The sequence below is a fragment of the Rouxiella badensis genome, from assembly GCF_026967515.2.
GTDB classification, from domain to species: Bacteria; Pseudomonadota; Gammaproteobacteria; order Enterobacterales; family Enterobacteriaceae; genus Rouxiella; species Rouxiella badensis.
Window position 1 is genome coordinate 2,322,574 of the sequence record NZ_CP114062.1, and the last position, 19,687, is coordinate 2,342,260.

The 19,687-nt window shown below is 50.8% G+C and carries 15 protein-coding genes; 5 read left to right on the plus strand and 10 right to left on the minus strand.

Going from position 1 to position 19,687, the window contains the following annotated elements; translation table 11 throughout:
* Window positions 1–438 precede the first annotated feature (438 nt).
* Complete coding sequence (gene pykF, locus O1V65_RS10725; protein ID WP_084912660.1) at window positions 439–1,851, plus strand: pyruvate kinase PykF; 1,413 nt, start codon at window positions 439–441, stop codon at window positions 1,849–1,851.
* A 293-nt stretch (window positions 1,852–2,144) separates the two neighbouring features.
* Window positions 2,145–2,381, plus strand: coding sequence for a major outer membrane lipoprotein (locus O1V65_RS10730; RefSeq protein WP_017492465.1), 237 nt, complete (start codon window positions 2,145–2,147; stop codon window positions 2,379–2,381).
* 204 nt (window positions 2,382–2,585) lie between these two features.
* Here O1V65_RS10730 and O1V65_RS10735 read toward each other — a convergent pair whose 3' ends face one another.
* From O1V65_RS10735 to sufA, 7 genes are all read right to left on the minus strand, one after another.
* Window positions 2,586–3,554, minus strand: a complete 969-nt coding sequence (locus O1V65_RS10735; RefSeq protein ID WP_084912661.1) for a L,D-transpeptidase family protein — start codon at window positions 3,552–3,554, stop codon at window positions 2,586–2,588.
* Window positions 3,555–3,832: 278 nt separating this feature from the next.
* Window positions 3,833–4,249 carry a cysteine desulfuration protein SufE gene (gene sufE / locus O1V65_RS10740; RefSeq protein WP_017492467.1) on the minus strand — a complete coding sequence of 139 codons (417 nt, stop codon included), beginning with the start codon at window positions 4,247–4,249 and terminating at the stop codon, window positions 3,833–3,835.
* A 29-nt stretch (window positions 4,250–4,278) separates the two neighbouring features.
* Window positions 4,279–5,499 carry a cysteine desulfurase SufS gene (sufS, locus tag O1V65_RS10745; RefSeq protein ID WP_269130486.1) on the minus strand — a complete coding sequence of 407 codons (1,221 nt, stop codon included), beginning with the start codon at window positions 5,497–5,499 and terminating at the stop codon, window positions 4,279–4,281.
* Complete coding sequence (gene sufD / locus O1V65_RS10750; RefSeq protein ID WP_017492469.1) at window positions 5,499–6,800, minus strand: Fe-S cluster assembly protein SufD; 1,302 nt, start codon at window positions 6,798–6,800, stop codon at window positions 5,499–5,501. The genes sufS and sufD overlap by 1 nt, the downstream gene beginning before the upstream one ends.
* Entirely contained in the window at window positions 6,775–7,521 is a 747-nt protein-coding gene (gene sufC / locus O1V65_RS10755) for a Fe-S cluster assembly ATPase SufC (protein WP_017492470.1), read from the minus strand. The genes sufD and sufC overlap by 26 nt, the downstream gene beginning before the upstream one ends.
* 74 nt (window positions 7,522–7,595) lie before the next feature.
* On the minus strand, window positions 7,596–9,116 hold the full coding sequence (gene sufB / locus O1V65_RS10760) for a Fe-S cluster assembly protein SufB (RefSeq protein ID WP_084912663.1): 1,521 nt from the start codon (window positions 9,114–9,116) through the stop codon (window positions 7,596–7,598).
* A gap of 30 nt (window positions 9,117–9,146) precedes the next feature.
* On the minus strand, window positions 9,147–9,518 hold the full coding sequence (gene sufA / locus O1V65_RS10765; protein ID WP_017492472.1) for a Fe-S cluster assembly scaffold SufA: 372 nt from the start codon (window positions 9,516–9,518) through the stop codon (window positions 9,147–9,149).
* 458 nt (window positions 9,519–9,976) lie between these two features.
* Here sufA and O1V65_RS10770 point away from each other — a divergent pair, with 458 nt between their 5' ends.
* Entirely contained in the window at window positions 9,977–10,381 is a 405-nt protein-coding gene (locus O1V65_RS10770; protein WP_017492473.1) for a hypothetical protein, read from the plus strand.
* 171 nt (window positions 10,382–10,552) lie between these two features.
* On the opposite strand, the gene O1V65_RS10775 is transcribed toward O1V65_RS10770, so the two are convergent.
* Both O1V65_RS10775 and ydiJ read right to left on the minus strand, forming a co-directional pair.
* Entirely contained in the window at window positions 10,553–10,972 is a 420-nt protein-coding gene (locus O1V65_RS10775; RefSeq protein ID WP_165429079.1) for a hotdog fold thioesterase, read from the minus strand.
* 22 nt (window positions 10,973–10,994) lie between these two features.
* Window positions 10,995–14,048, minus strand: a complete 3,054-nt coding sequence (gene ydiJ / locus O1V65_RS10780) for a D-2-hydroxyglutarate dehydrogenase YdiJ (protein WP_017492475.1) — start codon at window positions 14,046–14,048, stop codon at window positions 10,995–10,997.
* Window positions 14,049–14,259: 211 nt separating this feature from the next.
* Between ydiJ and ydiK the strand changes: the two genes are divergently transcribed.
* Window positions 14,260–15,357: an AI-2E family transporter YdiK gene (ydiK, locus tag O1V65_RS10785; protein ID WP_017492476.1), complete on the plus strand. Its 1,098-nt coding sequence runs from the start codon at window positions 14,260–14,262 to the stop codon at window positions 15,355–15,357.
* A 559-nt stretch (window positions 15,358–15,916) separates the two neighbouring features.
* Here the strand turns inward: ydiK and ppsA are convergent.
* Window positions 15,917–18,295, minus strand: coding sequence for a phosphoenolpyruvate synthase (gene ppsA / locus O1V65_RS10790; RefSeq protein WP_084912806.1), 2,379 nt, complete (start codon window positions 18,293–18,295; stop codon window positions 15,917–15,919).
* Window positions 18,296–18,826: 531 nt separating this feature from the next.
* On the opposite strand from ppsA, the gene ppsR reads away from it, so the two are divergent.
* Entirely contained in the window at window positions 18,827–19,648 is an 822-nt protein-coding gene (gene ppsR, locus O1V65_RS10795) for a posphoenolpyruvate synthetase regulatory kinase/phosphorylase PpsR (RefSeq protein WP_017492478.1), read from the plus strand.
* Window positions 19,649–19,687: the final 39 nt, after the last annotated feature.

Genomic DNA, 19,687 nt, shown 5'->3' on the forward strand with positions numbered 1-19,687 from the left:
TGATTAAATCCTGACATTTCACCCAATCTGCTTTACCTACTGAAAACGTCATGCGTAATCCTCAACGTTAAGCAAACGTTTGTTGTTATTGCGCACCCTGCTATTTTTTGTTTGGTTTCCCTCCCTCTTACCCTCTATACTATCGGCAACAAAAACTGGCACAGTTTCTTAGATTGAATGGATTCAGCCCCTTGATCTATCGATATCGTCATATAACAAGCGTTTTCACCCTCGAAACGAGCAAATGTCGTCCAGACAGTTGCGTGCCCGTCGAACTTTACACTGCATTTCTCCCGCACTCGCCTATTCTTAGTAATGTTTTGCTCATACTGAAGTGTTTCTCAAACCAGGTCATTAACTCATTCAGCGCGTTCGGCGACCGTTCTACCGCACTGCGCACTCTTATCCTATCCATCACAACTTGTAGAAAAAATCGTCATGAAAAAGACTAAAATTGTTTGTACTATCGGACCTAAGACTGAATCCGAAGAGATGCTGACTAAACTGCTTGATGCAGGAATGAACGTCATGCGTTTGAACTTTTCTCACGGTGATTATGAAGAGCACGGCCAGCGCATCAAGAACATCCGCAGCGTCATGGAAAAAACGGGCAAGAAAGCCGGTATCCTGCTGGACACCAAAGGCCCTGAAATCCGTACCATCAAACTGGAAGGCGGCAAAGACGCCTCTCTGATTGCAGGCCAGACCTTTACCTTCACCACTGACCAGAGCGTTGTCGGTAACACCGAGCGCGTTGCAGTCACCTACGCAGGCTTCGCAGCTGACCTGAAAGTGGGCAACACGGTTCTGGTCGATGATGGCCTGATTGGTATGGAAGTGACTCACGTCAGCGACACCGAAGTCACCTGTAAAGTGTTGAACAACGGTGATCTGGGCGAAAACAAAGGCGTTAACCTGCCGGGCGTTTCCATCGCGCTGCCAGCACTGGCTGAAAAAGACAAACGCGACCTGATTTTCGGTTGTGAGCAAGGCGTAGACTTCGTTGCGGCTTCTTTCATTCGCAAACGTTCTGACGTGGTTGAAATCCGTGAACACCTGAAAGCGCACGGCGGCGAACATATCCAGATCATCTCTAAAATCGAAAACCAAGAAGGCCTGAACAACTTCGACGAAATCCTCGAAGCCTCAGACGGCATCATGGTTGCTCGTGGTGACCTGGGCGTCGAGATCCCGGTTGAAGAAGTTATCTTCGCCCAGAAAATGATGATCGAGAAGTGTAACCGCGCACGTAAAGTCGTTATTACTGCGACCCAGATGCTTGACTCGATGATTAAAAACCCACGCCCTACCCGTGCAGAAGCAGGCGATGTGGCAAACGCCATCATCGACGGCACCGATGCCGTAATGCTGTCAGGCGAAAGCGCCAAGGGTAAATATCCGCTTGAAGCAGTGACCATTATGGCCACTATCTGTGAGCGTACCGACCGCGTGATGCCTAGCCGCATCGACGGCCAGAACGACAGCCGCAAACTGCGTATCACCGAAGCAGTATGCCGCGGTGCCGTAGAAATGGCCGAGAAACTGGACGCGCCTCTGATTGTTGTCGCCACCCACGGCGGTAAATCTGCGATTTCAGTGCGTAAATACTTCCCTAACGCCCTGATTCTGGCGCTGACCACCAATGAAGTGACCGCTCGTCAGCTTATCCTGACCAAAGGCGTAATCACCCAGCTGGTGAAAGAAATTGCTTCAACCGACGATTTCTATCGCATTGGTAAAGAAGCTGCACTCGAAAGTGGTTTAGCTCAAAAAGGCGACAAAGTGGTCATGGTTTCCGGTGCTTTAGTTCCAAGTGGCACCACCAACACCTCTTCCGTGCACACGCTTTAACGACGTGCAGGTTAAACATTAATAACAACGCCGCGAAATGCGGCGTTTTTTTTGACCAATTTCTCTGTTTTTTAGAAAAAGCTGTCAAATAGGATGTTCTGAAAATGGGACAAGTCTCATGGAATAAGCCTGTTTTAGATAACGTTTTTCAACTTTTATGTAAAAAAAGATGCTTCTTTGAGCGAACGAACAAAATAAAGCATTTGGCGATAAAAATTTATTCTCATTAGAAAAAGGTTTGTGTAATACTTGTAACGCTACATGGAGATTAACTTAATCTAGAGGGTTTTATAATGAATCGCACTAAACTGGTACTGGGCGCAGTAATCCTGGGTTCTACTCTGCTGGCTGGTTGTTCAAGCAATGCTAAAATCGACCAACTGTCTTCTGACGTTTCAACTCTGAACTCTAAAGTTGATCAGCTGAGCAACGACGTTGCAGCTGTTAAGTCTGACGTTCAAGCAGCTAAAGACGACGCAGCACGTGCTAACCAGCGTCTGGACAACCAAGCTCACGCTTACAAGAAGTAATATTTACTTCTCATAATGAAATGGCGCACATTGTGCGCCATTTTTTTTGCCTCGTTTTCGTTCTCATCCTCTCCTCCTCTGCCAAACCTCTTCAATCACGTTTAGAGCCATCCTCATCCTTACCCTCACTCTTTCAAGACTTTCAAACAAAAACGCCACTAAAGCGTTTTGGTGGCGTTTAAATGGCATCAAACCCGTCAAGACTTACATCGCACCCGCTGCGGGAGGGGTATTGATATCCTCATTGCCCGTATTTACCAGTACGGGCATACCGGAACGGCGTTCAATTGCGTCTTTCAAAACCTGCTTGTTAGTCTCGTCGCTAGCACGGAATTTCTTCAGCGCAGCGCTGAGGAGTATCGGCATCGTCTGCGGATCATCCGTTTCCGTCCGTGAGAGCGGCTGGTGAACTTCAACATAGCGCTTGCCGTCCGGCTCGATGTCAAATTTCACCGGCTGATTGATGACCTGAACGCGCGTTCCTTTAGGCACGCTATTGAACAATGCCTCGATATCGTCGGGACGCAGACGAATACAGCCCGAGCTCACGCGCATACCAATGCCAAAGTTGGCATTGGTGCCGTGGATAAGATAGTGCCCTTGTCCGGCCGCCAGACGCATGGCAAACAGACCCATCGGATTATCAGGCCCAGCAGGCACGACGCCAGGCAGCGTAATCCCCTGCTCCTTCAGATAGATTTTGCGAATATTAGGCGTCGGGGTCCAGGTTGGATTCGGGATCTTCTGGCTGATAGAGGTCACCATTTCAGGCGTATTGCGCCCCAGCTGGCCGATGCCTATCGGGTAGACCACGACTTTGTTTTCCCCTTTCGGATAATAGTAGAGACGCAGCTCGGCGAGATTGATAACAATGCCCTCTCGTTTGGTGTCAGGCAGCAACATCTGACTGGGTATGGTGAGCACGGTACCAGGCTTAGGCAGTAAAGGATCGACGCCCGGATTCGCTTCCAGCATCGCAATCAGGCCAATTTGATATTTAGCGGCCACGGCCTCGAGTGGTTTGCCATCATTGGGCACAACGTAAGTGGTGTTCTCGCCGATTAGGCGACTGTTATCGGCGGGAAGTGGATATTCCGCCGCCTTCGAGGCGGTCATTCCGGCGCTAAAAACGCTGGCGAAAAGCATTCCCATAAGAGGCAAAGTCAGTTTCATGCTAATTCCTGCTCATCTAGGTTATTGACCTAAGTATCAAGGTACTCGAGGATCATTCGTTATTAGAGTTAATATTAGCATTGCTGGTCTTAATGACAATTTAGGCTTCTAAAATCAACGCGTTACGCATCAGATCGCCGCAAGGAAATTAAGGAATTAAGCTGCTGAAAAATCAGAAATAAATCAGGGAAAAATCGGAGGGGAAACGAAAATGGCCCGCCCCATTAGCAGAACAATCCTAATGGGTCGGGCCATTGCACGGGGTAAAAGCGGCGTGGTTACGCCATTACCGCCGCTTTGGCACGAATAGCGCGGATCATTGCCTCAAGCCCCTGGGAACGGGAAGGCGTAAGATGCTGACTCAGCTCCAGCTCGCCAAAGAAAGGACGAACGTCAAGCGCCACCACTTCTTCTGCGGTCAGGCCGTGATACAGGCTGAAAACAATCGCCAGCAACCCTTTCACGATGGCCGCATCGCTGTCGCCAGCGAAATCAATCTGACCATTTTCGCCTGCGTGCATCACAATCCACACCTGGCTTTGACAGCCAGAAATCAGATTCTGCGCCTGACGATTTTCGTCGCTTAATGGCGCAAGCAGCGCACCAAGCTCGATCACATACAGGTATTTCTCTTCCCAGTTCGGGCACCGGGAGAAGTTTTTAACCAACTTTTGCTTATCTGGCAAATTTGCCATAAAAAACCATCCTGCTATTTTGCTTTTTGTTAACCCAGCAGCAGGCTAATACGTTTTAGTCCTGCGACCAAACGGTCAACTTCTTCGCGGGTATTATACATTGCAAGAGAAGCACGGCACATGGCCGGAACGCCGAAGAATGACATCAGCGGCATGGCGCAGTGGTGACCGGTGCGAATAGCGATACCGTATTGGTCAAGGAAGCTGCCCACGTCATAAGCATGATGCTTGCCGAGGTTAAAGGCAATGACACCAGAACGTTCTACAGGTCCATAGATATGGATATCCGGGATGTCGGCCATCGCCTCGAGCGCGTAGCTCATCAGCGACTGCTCGTACTCGTTGATAGCGTCCAGACCAAGTTCATTAACGTAGTCGAATGCAGCGCCCAGGCCAATCATGCCGCCGGTGTTTGGCGAGCCCGCCTCAAAACGCCACGGCGCTTTGACGTAGGTGGTTCCTTCGGTCAGGCTCACGTGCTTGATCATCGAGCCGCCGCCTTCCCAGGGTGGCATTTTATCTAGCAGTGCCGCTTTACCGTAAAGAATACCAATACCGGTCGGTCCATAGAGTTTATGGCCAGAGAACACGTAGAAATCACAATCCAACGCCTGCACATCCACCTTGTGGTGCATGACAGCCTGCGCGCCGTCCACCAGCACATACAGGCCGGCGGCCTTAGCCTGTGGAATAATGGTTTCAATGGGATTGCGCGTGCCCAACACGTTTGAGACGTGCGCCAGCGCCAGCAGTTTGGTCTGCGGCGTCAGCAGCGACGCAAACTGACTCATGTCCAGTTCGCCTTCCGGCGTCAGGTGCCAGATATCGATGTGCAGGCCACGTTCTTCGGCAAGCATCTGCCACGGAACGATATTGGCATGGTGCTCCATCTCGGTGATGATAATGCGATCACCGGCGGAAAGCTGGGTACGGCCAAAGGTGTTGGCAACCAGGTTGATAGCCTCGGTCGAACCTTTGACGAAAACAATCTCTTCGGCAGAAGCCGCATTAATAAATGCGGCGGCCTGCTTACGAACGTTTTCCATCTGCTCGGTGGCTTCAACGCTGAGAGTGTGGATCCCACGGTGCACAGCGGCGTAGTCGTGCTTATAGAACTGACTTTCACTGTCAATGACCTGACGCGGTTTCTGCGCGCTCGCCGCGCTGTCCAGGTAGGCCAGTGGCTGGCCGTTAACTTCACGGCTCAGCAGAGGAAAATCACTACGCACTCTTTCCAGTGGAAAACTCATTACTCACCTCGATTCAGTCGGCCTGCAATCCGTGCAATAACAACCTCACGCAGCGTCTCATTTTCAATTGCTTCAGTCAGCTCGGCTGCGAAGGCAAAGATAATCATGTTACGTGCATCAAGCCCGCTGATGCCGCGAGCACGAAGGTAGAACAGCTGCTCGTCGTCCATGCGGCCAACGGTCGCGCCGTGTCCACACTTGACGTCATCGGCAAAAATAACCAGCTGCGGCTTGGTATCGACCTCGGCTTTCGGACTCAGCAACAGGTTGTTGTTGGTCATCTTGCCGTCGGTTTTAATGGCGTTTTTAGCCACTTCGATCATGCCGTTAAACACCGCTTTAGCACGATCGTTAACAATCACCTTGTGCAGCTGATTGCTGTTGCAATAGCCTTTGTTGTGCTCGAGATAAGTGCGGGTATCCGCAATCTCGGCATCAATCGGCAACAGCAGGCTGTTGATGTTCAGATTGCTGCCTTCGCCGTTAAGCTGTGCGCTGGTGTTGTTACGGGTTAACCCGGCCCCCAGCAGGAAGCTGTGGCTGGAAACGCGCGCGTCACGGCCAACGACCAGATCGTTATGGGCAAAGTGGTAGCTTGCCTGGCTTTCGAAGGAGAGCTTGTAGTGCGTGAAATCAGCGTTATCGCCAATGTTCGCCGTCAGGCGTGCACCGGTGAAATGCCCTGCTTCGCCCAGGCTCACATAGTGTTCAATCACTTCGGCATTAGCACCGCGCTCAACCGCAACGTGGTAGCGATGATGCGCCGTGTTCACTTCGCGAGAATTGGCACGACCGCTGCTGATGTGCAGCAGGTAAAGCGGCTTTTCAGCCTGCTTGCCGGCGGCGAGGCGAATGTTGAGGCCATCCTGCGCCAGACTCTCGGTCAGGTGCAGGAACACTTCTGACTGAATCGCCTCTGGCAGCGTTTGCTGGCAGGCCGGGGTCAGTTTCTCAATCTCGAAATCGCCGGTGTCGGTATCGCTAAGCTCAGCGCTGAAACGGCCATCGATGAACACCAGACGGTAAGTATCGAGCGGCAGCGCCACGGATTTCAGCACGTCGGCAGACACCTGCTGTTTTTCAGGGGCAAAGAACTGGTTACCCAGCAGCGGCGCGACAGGCGTGTATTTCCAGTCTTCCATCTTCGCATGCGGGAAACCAAGGCGCAGAACCTGCTGCCAATGGTTGTGGGCATGGGAAGACTGCTCGCCACCTACGCTTTCGAACAGGCGGTAAAACTGCTGCATAGCATGTGAGCTGCCGGCTGCAGGGGCATTACTCTTCGTCGGTAAGCCAGCCATAACCTTGCTCCTCTAACTGTTTAACCAAGCTGAAATCACCGGATTTTACAATGCGGCCCTGCCACAGAACGTGCACGTAGTCAGGCTTGATATAGTCGAGGATACGCTGGTAGTGGGTCACAATAATAAAGGAGCGCTTACCGTCACGCAGGGCATTAACGCCGCTGGAAACGATTTTCAACGCATCGATGTCCAGACCGGAGTCGGTTTCATCAAGAATGCACAGGCTTGGCTCAAGGGCCGCCATCTGCAGAATATCGTTACGCTTCTTCTCACCACCGGAGAAGCCAACGTTAACCGAACGACTCAACAGGTCTTCAGGCATCTTCAGCATCGCAATTTTTTCGTCCATAAAATCGGCGAAATCAAAGCGGTCCATCGGAGGCTGTTCACGGTATTTACGAACCGCGTTTACCGCAGTTTGCAGGAAAAAGTTGTTGCTGACGCCTGGGATTTCAACCGGGTATTGAAACGCCATGAATACGCCTTCGCCGGCGCGGTCTTCTGGATCAAGCTCCAGCAGGTCTTTACCATTGAATTCGACAGAGCCTTCAGTCACTTCGTAATCTTCACGGCCCGCAAGTGTAGCGGAAAGCGTACTTTTACCTGAGCCGTTCGGGCCCATAATGGCGTGCACTTCCCCAGGCTTGATCTCGAGATCGAGCCCTTTAAGAATTTCCTTTTCTTCTACTCGGACCTTTAAATTCTTAATGCTTAACATGTGTATCCTTGATTTGCGTCTGTGCGCTCGTGTTTCTACTTATTCTGTTGTTCTTCAAGTCTGTCGGGTAAGACTTACCCGACGCTGTGCTCAAGGCTGATTGCGAGAAGTTTTTGCGCTTCCACGGCAAATTCGAGCGGCAACTCTGAAAAGACATCTTTACAGAAACCGTTAACGATCATTGAGATAGCATCGTCTTCACTGATCCCGCGCTGTAGGCAGTAGAACAGCTGATCTTCGCCAATCTTCGAGGTCGTGGCTTCGTGCTCCAGCTGAGCAGTGCTGTTACGCACTTCGATATACGGGAACGTATGTGCGCCACAGTCTGGGCCAATCAGCATCGAGTCACACTGGGTAAAGTTACGCGCGTTCTCGGCGGAAGGCAGGATTTTAACCAGACCGCGATAGCTGTTTTCACTCTTTCCGGCAGAGATACCTTTGGCAATGATGGTCGACTTGGTGTTTTTACCAATGTGAATCATCTTGGTGCCGGTATCGGCCTGCTGCTTGCCGCTGGTCAGTGCAACCGAGAAGAATTCACCGATTGAGTTATCGCCTTTCAGGATAACGCTCGGGTATTTCCAGGTGATGGCAGAACCGGTCTCGGACTGAGTCCAGGACATTTTGGAGTTTGCACCTTCGCAGATAGCGCGTTTGGTGACAAAGTTCAAAATACCACCGCTGCTCTCTTCGCTGCCGGAGAACCAGTTTTGCACGGTGGAGTATTTTACTTCAGCGTCTTTGTGGATGATGACTTCAACCACGGCCGCGTGCAGCTGATAGGTATCACGAACCGGCGCCGAGCAGCCTTCGATGTAGCTGACATAGCTGCCTTCGTCGGCAATCAGAATGGTACGCTCGAACTGACCTGTCTTCGCTGCGTTGATGCGGAAATAGGTCGACAGCTCCATCGGGCAACGCACGCCTTTCGGGATGTACACGAAAGTACCGTCAGAAGCGACAGCGGCGTTCAGCGCAGCGAAGAAGTTGTCTTCAGCAGGCACAACGGTGCCCAGATACTGTTTAACCAGCTCTGGATAATCGTGAATAGCTTCACCGAAGGAGCAGAAGATAACGCCGGATTCAGCCAGCTTCTCACGGTAGGTGGTCGAAACGGAAACGGAGTCGAAGATGGCGTCAACGGCCACTTCTTTACCTTCACGCACAGGAACACCCAACTGATTGAAGGCTTTTTCAACTTCGGTGGTCAGATAGTTTTTTTCGAGCGCAGGCACAGCCAGCGAGTCTGCGGTTGACTGCTGCGTGGCACCAGGCTGAGAACCACAGGAATCGTCACAGCTGCCGCACGATGGCGCGGAGTAATAGCTGTAGTCCTGATAGTCTAAAGGCTTGTATTCGCCCTTAAGCCAGTGCGGCTCTTCCATTTTGATCCAAGCACGGTAAGCCTGCAGACGGAACTCCAGCATCCACTCCGGCTCATTACGCTTGGCGGAAATGGCACGAACGACATCTTCGTTGATGCCGGATGCGAGTTCATCGGTTGCCAGCGCGGTGAAAAATCCTTCCTTGTATTTATTCCCATCGCCGACCCAAGACTGCACGTTGTCTGGAATTTCTACGTTGCTTCGTGACATGTTAGTTACATCGCTTCGATTACATTAGAATTACAGGCCAAAGCTTTCCCCACACCCGCAGGCGTGTTGAGCTTTTGGATTATTGAACTTAAAGATCTGGTTCAGCCCTTCACGGACAAAATCCACCTCAGTTCCATCGATGAAAGGCATTGCTTTCAACGGAATATACAGGTGAGCACCTTCGCGCTCGAAAACCAGGTCATCGCTCGCCGGTTGTTTAGTCAGGTCTAGCACATAGGCAAAACCTGCGCAGCCCGACTGCTTCACAGACAGCTGTAGCCCTTTGACTTCAGGATCCTGAGTCATTAGATTTTTGACCTGCTTGGCTGCGGAATCAGTCAGCGTCACGCCTTGCCATACGTTGTCATCCAATGAGAACGTGCCGACATTTTCGGTTTGCATCTGTCTACCTCATGAATATCAGGTTATTAATAGACAACCTTCTAGTGTCTATTTTAGTGATTACACTTGTCACTTCAACCTCTTGTTTTAAGAGGGTATAGCCATTACGGACCGCAAACAGCCCTGCTCGCGTCCGTGAATGAGATGCCGCCTTTTCTGGATAGAAACTACGCACCTCATCAACTAATTGAATAAATTGTCAATTTTTTGTTAAAAATTGACAATTTTGGCTTTTATGCCCTCTCTTTGCTGTAGATGTTTTACTACGATAAAACATTCATCGGAAATACCTATTTATGAATTTCTTCTACCCTATCGCCGAATAAGGCTCTTTTTGTCTCATGCCCCTACATTGATCAAGGACAAAAAAGGGCGTAGAAAACATTGATCCGCAGCTTTTTTGCAAATATGATATTTTTTAATATGATAATAGTTATCATTCAAATCGGAATGCGCTCATGGCTCAATCGGTAAATGCGTGGCTTCAGGCTAAAATCGACGAATATAAATTTAACGTCCGAGACGCAACGGTCGACTTTTATTTGGCTGATGCGGCGCTTTCCAGGCCGGAAGCAGATATAAACCAGCTCAAGGGCTACAACAGCCTTTGCCTGGATATGGCGAATCTCTGCCTGCAAAATGGCGATGACCAAAGCTACCTTCACGCCCTATGCAAATTGCATAACCGGTTGATAACGGAAATTAATAATCCTCAGCGCAGCAACCTGTTTCAGGTACAGTGCTACCACTTCGCCAGACACACTCTCAAAATGATTTGCCAGTATTATGCCATGATGGGCATCTGGGAAAAAGCCACAGCTTTCCAAACCGACTTTGTTAAGCGCGTTCCGTTCCAGCTTTAATCGCGGCGAATTTAATTCCCGAAAATAATCACACTCTTTATAGGGTTAATATCTGACCGTATATTTCAACCTATTGTGAAATATTAAATTCCAACTATTAACCCTATAAAGAATAAGGGTGAAGGCGTCACTTCCTTCATCCTGCTTTATTATTCTAGCATTAAAAGCCGATCAAAGTTCGATTACGGCGGTGGTCAGGCGGGAAATACAGCACAAGTTTTCACTTTCATCGAATATCTTGATTTCCCACACCTGATTGCGGCGGCCGACGTGCAGAGGACGACAAACTCCCTTCACGTAGCCGCTGTGCGCCGCCCGCAGATGGTTGGCGTTCACTTCAATCCCCACAATTTGCTGATCGCCACGGGTACATAGATAACCCGCCATTGATCCCAATGACTCCGCCAGCACCACAGATGCGCCGCCGTGAAGCAGCTTAAAAGGCTGGGTAGTGCGCGAATCTACCGGCATCGTGGCCTCCAGACGGTCATCTGCCAGCAGGGTAAACTCGATGCCGATGTGTCCGACCATGCATCCCTGACTGGTTTTATTAAGCTCTTCGAGCGTAGTTTCGCGTTTCCAAAGTGCCACGATGATGTTCTCTCCTTGAGGATTAAATGATTTCTAATAATGCCTGAAGCGGGTGACGCAGCCCGTTGCCTTCGATGCGTTTTACCTGACTGCGGCAGGAATAGCCGGTCGCCAGACAACGCTGACGCGGCAGGCGTTGCAGCGACTGATGCCATGACAATTCATAAATGCCGAGCGAGTTCTGAATGTTCTTCGCCTCGTGGCCATAGGTTCCCGCCATGCCACAGCAGCCCACACTGACGCTTTCCAGTTTTGCACCGAAGCGGGCAAAAATATCGCCCCACTGCTTGCCGCTGGTCGGCAGCGCAGTGCTTTCCGTACAGTGTCCAAACAGATACCACGACTCGCCGCTCTGCTGCATCTCCGGCTTTTCAGCCAGCACGGTTATCAGCCATTCGTGCACCAGCTGGACCTGGAAGGAGCCGCGAGACTCACCGAGGATCTCTTTATATTCATCGCGATAGCACAGCACCAGCGCCGGATCGACCCCTACCATCGGCATACCCAGCTGAGATACGCGGTTGAGAAACAGCGAGGTCTTTCTGGCCGTTTTAGCAAAGCGCTGGAGGAATCCTTTCACGTGCTGAGCCTTGCCGTTCGGAGAAAATGGCAGCAGCACCGGTTTGAGATTAAGTTTCTCCACCAGTCGCACAAAATCGGCGACAACCTTCGCGTCGTAATAACTGGTAAACGGGTCCTGCACGATGAGCACGTACTGCGCGCGCTCCGTCACCGGAATGCTTTCGAGCTGCTCCAGCGTCATGGTCGCGGCGCTGTGTCCGGAAAGTTGCTCCCGCAACGTTGGAGAGGAGAGTAAGGGCAAATCGACCATGCCGACGCTTTTACGGCTCAGCTCACGCACCCACGGCTGCCTGAAGAAGAAGTTGAACACTTTAGGTGCACGCGACATCAGCGGCGCATAGCTCTCAACGCCCGCGACCACGTAATCGCTCACCGGGCGCAGATAGCGTGTGTGGTAAAGCTGTAGGAACCGTGAACGGAACCCCGGGACGTCTATTTTGATCGGACATTGCGTTGAACAGGCTTTACAGGCCAGACAGCCAGACATGGCATCTTTGACCTCATGGGAGAAATCATACTCTCCCTTGCTGGCGTACCAACTGTTGCGCGTTTTCTCGATAAGCGTTCTAAAACTCATCGACTCCTGGGGGAGTGCCTGCTCCAGCGCCAGTGGCTCGACGCCCTGTTCTGAAAGCAGTCTCAGCCATTCACGAACCATACCAGCGCGGCCTTTCGGTGAATGAATGCGGCTACCAGTAATCTTGAACGAAGGGCACATTGGGCTTTTGACGTCGAAGTTAAAGCATAACCCGTTACCGTTACACTCCATCGCCCCGCGAAACGCGGTGCGTACCTCGACCGGAATACGACGGTCAAGGGTGCCGCGCTTAGGCGCATCAACCTTCATCATCGGCTCGTCGCAGTCAAGCGGTGGACAAATCTTGCCGGGGTTGAGGCGGTTGGCCGGGTCAAACGCGGTCTTGATACGGCGCAGTTCGTGGAACAGCTCGTCACCGAAGAACGCCGGACTATATTCGGCGCGGAATCCTTTGCCGTGTTCGCCCCACAACAGCCCACCGTATTTAGCAGTCAACGCGACCACCTCATCGGAAATTTTCTTCAGCAGCATTTCCTGCTGCGGGTCACACATGTCCAACGCAGGACGCACGTGCAGTACGCCCGCATCAACGTGACCGAACATGCCGTAGCTAAGGTTATGGCTGTCCAGCAGTGCACGAAACTCGACGATATAGTCAGCGAGATGCTCTGGCGGCACGCAGGTATCTTCGGCAAAAGGCAGCGGCTTGGCGGCGCCCTTGGCGTTACCCAGCAGGCCGACTGATTTTTTACGCATGTTATAGATGCGCTCAATGCCCGCCAGATCGGCACAGATTTGGTAACCGATCACCCCGCCCTGCTCTTCGGCAATCAGGCCGTCAAGACGTTCACAAAGGGACTCGACCTGCTTCTCGATGAGTTCCTGAGCATCACCGGCAAACTCGACGATATTCAGGCCCTGCATGTCTTTGCCTGGGACATCGGTGATGTATTCACTCACTGAATGCCAAACGATGTCCTCACGCGCCAAATTCAGCACTTTGGAGTCAACCGTTTCTACCGAAAGTGCGTTAGCTTCGACCATTAAGGGGGCGTTGCGTAGCGCAGAGTTGAACGAGTCATACTTAATGTTGACCAGACGTCTGACTTTTGGAATCGGCGTTATGTTCAGACGCGCTTCGGTAATAAAGGCCAGCGTGCCCTCAGAACCGGTGAGAATACGGGTCAGGTCGAAGGTTTGCAGATCGTCACTCAGGACATGGCGCAGGTCATAACCGGTGAGGAAGCGGTTAAGTTTCGGAAATTTGTCGATGATCCGTTGGCGATTTTCGCGACAGCTTTCGAGCACCGTGCGATAAATGTTGCCGGTGGTCGATTTCTCCTCGCCCAACTGTTCGGCAAGCAGCGTCGGCATAGCTTTGGTATCAAGCAGTTCGCCGCCCAAAACCACCGCGCGCAGGCCGAGCACGTGGTCCGAGGTTTTACCGTAAACCAGCGACCCTTGCCCTGAGGCATCAGTGTTGATCATCCCGCCGAGCGTGGCGCGGTTACTGGTCGAGAGTTCAGGGGAGAAGAAATAGCCCAACGGACGCAGGAATTCATTTAGCTGGTCTTTAATGACACCCGCTTCAACTTTTACCCAACCGGCTTCGGTATCAATATCGAGGATGCGATTCATATGTCTGGACATATCAACCACGATACCGCGGTTAAGAGACTGTCCATTGGTGCCGGTCCCGCCACCACGTGGAGTAAATACCAGCGTTTTGAAGCGGTCCTGACCAGCAAGGCGGGCGAGTAAGGCGACATCGGAAGTAGCGCGCGGGAACAAAACCGCATCCGGTAAAAGCTGATAGACGCTGTTGTCGGTCGCCATAGTCAGACGATCGGCGTAGCTGGTTGCCATGTCACCCGTAAAACCGTCTTTCTTTAACGCTTCCAAAAAGTCGAGCACCCGCTGAATAACGCCAGGTGCCTGAGAAATTTGTGGGATCATTGATTACGACTCTGTCTTTGTTGTTGTTTGCAGGCCTATAGGCGGCCGCTGGATCCGTAAAACGGACCCACCCTGTCTAAAGCAACTTAAAAACTACCATACTTCGTTTTCTAGTGCTTCTAAAACCCCTGATAATACTCCATGCTTATGAGGATAGATTGATGCCAGTTTTTATGGCCATGATGCTTTGCTTTTGAAACGAGAATGACTGATGAATCTCCCGAACAAAAATTATGATTTGCCACAAATCATGTTTGGCGTGCTGTTTATTGCCTTGATGACCATTGCCAGTATTTGGGTAGTGAAACCATTTATACTGGGCTTTTCATGGGCAGGAATGATAGTCATCGCCACCTGGCCTGTGATGATAAGAATTCAGGCTCTCCTCTGGGGGCGTAGAATACTCGCGGTTATCGTCATGACGGTGCTGCTTATCCTGCTATTTGTTTTGCCGATTGCCCTTCTTATCAGCAGTGCGGTTGAAAACAGCGCGCCGCTGGCAAAACTGGCGAGCAACCCTTCACAGCTGCACCTGCCTGACTTTACCTGGCTGGAGTCGATTCCGCTTATCGGCAAGAAGACCTATCTTGGCTGGCATACCCTGATCAACAGCGGTGGCAGTGCATTACTGGCGAAAGTACAGCCCTACATTGGGCAAACCGCCGGTTGGTTCGTCTCGCAGGCGGCCAACATTGGTCGCTTCATTTTACACTGTTCATTAATGCTGCTGTTTAGCGCACTGCTTTACTATCGCGGTGAGCACGTTGGGATAGGCATCCGCCATTTCGCCATTCGTCTGGCGGGTGGCCGCGGTGACGCCGCGGTCATACTGGCGGGTCAAGCTATTCGTGCCGTGGCGTTGGGCGTGGTTGTCACGGCCATCGTTCAGTCGGTACTCGGCGGCATCGGTCTAGCCATCGTTGGCATCCCCTATGCCACGTTGCTGACCGTGGTGATGTTTGTTTGCTGCGTGGCGCAAATTGGACCGCTGCTGGTGCTGATTCCTGCCATCATCTGGCTGTATTGGACCGGCGATAACACCTGGGGAACCGTATTGCTGGTCTGGAGCTGTGTGGTTGGCTCGCTTGATAGCGTACTGCGCCCGTACTTAATCCACATGGGTGCCGATTTACCAATGCTCCTTATTCTTTCAGGCGTTATCGGCGGCTTGGTTGCCTTTGGACTTATTGGTTTATTTATCGGCCCTGTGGTGTTAGCCGTTTCTTACCGATTGATTTCTTTATGGGTCAATGAAGCCCCTGAGCCTCAGCAAGACCTCGAAGAGGTTAACAAGTTGCTAGGGGAATAATCTGTTTATTAATACTGCCCCGGAGTATTAATGACTTCGGGGCTTTTTTTTATTTTTTCATCCCCCTTTGCAGGCTATTTCTAACTAAATTTTTTTGCTATTAAAAAGGCCTGATAAGAGAATCAGTTAAAATTTCCTATTAAGACAATTCTTAGAGACTAACATCCTGTTGGATCTTAGTATTATTAACAGTTGAATCAACAACCCCATGATTTATATGTAGGCTTTCCCCCAAGCTTGCATTACCAAAGAATTGCTGTGTGTAGTCTTTGCCTGTCATCTCGACGGGCCTTTTTTTTGTCAAAAATAAACTGGCGTAATATATCCAGTGCCCACTGCAGCGCCCACCTTTATATAATCACCTCTATAACGTAACGCAACACTTTATAAATTTTATTTTAATGATTAAAAATAATTTTGGATTTATCTGAAATATATTTTTACCTAAGACACTCAGTAATAGTTTCTATTAACAACATTTTCTTATTTACATCCGAATAAAAAAGCCGCGAACAACTGTATTCGCGGCTAATAATAAAGACAATCAGACTGTTAGCGATTATTTGCTTTCAGCAAGCGCCAACCAGGTTTGCACCACGGTGTCCGGGTTCAGGGAGAGGCTATCAATGCCCTCTTCCATTAGCCATTGAGCAAAATCCTGATGATCGGAAGGACCCTGACCACAAATCCCGACGTATTTACCCTGGCGTTTTGCGGCTTTAATAGCCATCGACAACAGCGCTTTTACCGCTTCGTTGCGCTCATCAAATAGCTCAGAGACCACACCTGAATCACGGTCAAGACCCAGCGCCAGCTGAGTCATATCGTTCGACCCAATAGAGAAGCCGTCGAAGTACTCGAGGAACTGATCGGCCAGCAGGGCGTTAGACGGTATCTCACACATCATAATCACCTTCAGACCATTCTCTCCGCGTTTGAGACCCTGATTCGCGAGTTCAGCCACTACCGCCTCCGCCTGAGCCACGGTACGAACGAACGGGATCATCACTTCTACGTTGGTCAGATCCATATCGTTACGTACGCGTTTCATTGCTTCGCATTCCAGCGCAAAGCAGTCGCGGAAGTTTTCAGACACGTAGCGACCTGCACCACGGAAACCTAACATCGGGTTTTCTTCATGCGGCTCGTACTTCTCACCGCCCACCAGGTTGGCATATTCATTAGACTTGAAGTCCGACAAACGCACGATGACGCGTTTCGGCCAGAAGGCCGCTCCCAGCGTGGCAATCCCTTCCGTCAAACGGGCAACGTAGTATTCAACGGGTGAGTCGTAACCCTGAATCAGCTTTTTAATCTCTTCCTGTAGCGCGGGCTCTTGTTTATCAAATTCCAGCAACGCTTTAGGGTGCACGCCAATCATTCGGTTGATAATGAATTCCAAACGCGCAAGCCCCACGCCTTCATTTGGCAGGCAGGCAAAGTCGAACGCGCGATCTGGGTTACCAATGTTCATCATTATCTTCAGCGGAAGCGTTGGCAGCTCGTTCACTTCTGAGCTTTGTACGCTGAAGTCCAGCTCGTCCTGGTAGACATAGCCGGTGTCGCCCTCCGAACAAGAAACGGTAACCTTTTGGTTTTCAGTTAAACGTTCTGTGGCGTCACCACAACCAACCACTGCTGGAATGCCCAGCTCTCGGGCGATAATTGCGGCGTGGCAGGTACGTCCGCCGCGATTGGTCACGATGGCCGACGCTTTTTTCATGATAGGTTCCCAGTCAGGGTCAGTCATGTCGGTCACCAGCACATCACCCGCTTTAACGTGATGCATTTCACTGATGTTATGAATTATCTTGACCGGACCCGCACCAATGCGATGGCCGATGGCACGCCCTTCTACCAGCACCTTGCTCTTGCCATTCAGCTGGTAGCGCTCCATCACCTGGCCGTTCGAACGCACCGTTTCAGGACGCGCCTGCACGATATACAGCTTGCCGTTGTGACCGTCTTTGGCCCACTCGATGTCCATCGGGCGACCGTAGTGTTTTTCAATCAGCAATGCCTGACGTGCAAGGTCATGAATTTCCGCATCGGTCAGTGAAAAGCGTTGGCTCAGCTCTTCGGGCACATCTTCAATCTGCACCTGTTTGCCGTGTTCTTGACTGTCGGCGTAAACCATGCGGATCTTTTTCGACCCCATGGTGCGGCGAACGATAGCCGGTTTATTTTTCGCCAGCGTCGGTTTGTGAACATAGAACTCGTCAGGGTTAACCGCACCCTGCACGACCATTTCACCCAGACCATAGGCTGAGGTGATGAAGACCACCTGATCGAAGCCTGATTCGGTATCAATAGTAAACATGACACCCGCCGCGGCGAGGTCAGAACGCACCATGCGCTGAACCCCGGCAGATAATGCAACGCCGCGGTGATCATAGCCCTGATGCACGCGATAAGAAATTGCGCGGTCGTTAAACAGTGAGGCATAAACGTGCTTCACTGCCGTCAGCACGGCGTCAAAGCCCTGCACGTTAAGGAAGGTTTCCTGCTGGCCAGCAAATGATGCGTCAGGCATGTCTTCTGCCGTTGCCGAGGAGCGAACCGCAAAAGAGGCATCCGGCTCGCCTTCAGACAGCTGCTGATAGGCTTCACGAAGATCCTTTTCCATTTCTGGAAGGAAAGGCGTTTCAACAATCCATTGTCGAATCTGTGACCCTGCCTTGGCCAGTTGAGCCACATCATCAACGTCGGTTTGATCGAGCAGATCATAGATACGCTTGTTGACACCGCTTTGATCGAGGAAATTAATAAATGCCTGAGAAGAGGTTGCGAAGCCGTTTGGCACCGAAACGCCCAGATCGGACAAGTTAGTAATCATTTCCCCAAGGGACGCATTTTTGCCCCCTACTTTGTCAACATCGTGCATACCCAACTGGTTGTACCAGAGAATATTGCGCAAATCAGCGTCAAGATTGGCCATGAAACAATCCTTTCTATTTATAGGGCGAAAATTGGAGAGTATGAGTCAATAACGGATTCATAAATTATGCGGTTGAGAAGCGCTCAACGTTTTCAGACTAGCATAATGATCCATATTGATAAGACTGGTGAATCGATACAGCTATTCAATAATTTTCGCTTTAAGAATTTTCACCGTTTCTTTCTTTTATCCGAGTCACAAAAAAATGAAATTCTTTTGTAAATCAGCCATCGTCCAGCCTCATATTGCTTGATATTTTAACCTTACGCTAATGGCTGAAGAGAAGCTGAAGTCTGTCGCAAAGTCTGGAACTCTGCCGAAAGATCCGTGATTTGGTTTCACGGTTTGCAAGAGTTTTGCGCAGGGTCTCGAAAACCCGACAGGAATGTGAGACAGCACTTTTTAATTTCGGAAAAACACGTTAATAATGAAAATATTATTTTTACAGACAAAGATAACTCAAAGATTTCACACAACGGGAAAACGGCAAACGCCGCCGCTACGTGAAAGATTAAGAGTTCGGGGAAGCTCATGGACAGGTGTGTATTCTATATTTCCGATGGCACAGCCATCACCGCAGAAGTGTTGGGCCACGCCGTGCTGTCACAGTTTCCGGTCAATGCCACCACCTTTTCTCTCCCCTTCGTGGAAAACGAAGGCCGTGCAAAGGCCGTGTGCCAGCAAATTAACGACATCTACGAGAAAACCGGCGTCAGACCCCTGGTGTTCTACTCCATTATTTCGACCCAGGTGCGCGATATTATCGCCAGCAGTCAGGGTTTTTGTCAGGACATTGTTCAGGCATTGGTCGCCCCGCTGCAAAATGAGTTGGGGGTAGACCCTTCGCCAATCGCCAACCGAACTCACGGTTTAACGGCCAGTAACATCAGTAAATATGATGCACGTATCGCGGCCATTGATTACACGTTAGCGCACGATGACGGCATTTCACTGCGTAATCTTGAACAGGCGCAGGTGATATTGATCGGCGTCTCACGCTGTGGCAAAACCCCCACCAGCCTGTATCTCGCACTACAGTTTGGTATCCGCGCTGCAAACTACCCGTTTACTGCCGATGACATGGACAACATTCAGCTGCCGGCGGCCCTCAAACCCCATCACCACAAGCTTTTCGGTCTGACTATCGACCCTGAACGCCTGTCGGCCATCCGCCAGGAGCGGGTCGAAAACAGCCGCTACGCCTCGCTCAGACAGTGCCGAATGGAAGTCTCCGAGGTCGAGGCATTGTTTAGAAAAAATCAGATTCGCTACCTCAACAGTACCAACTACTCCGTAGAAGAGATTTCGGCAAAAATTCTCGACAGCTTCGGCATGAGCCGCCGCATGTTCTGATGCGACGAACGGACGTGGGAATAAATCCCGATAAGCTTA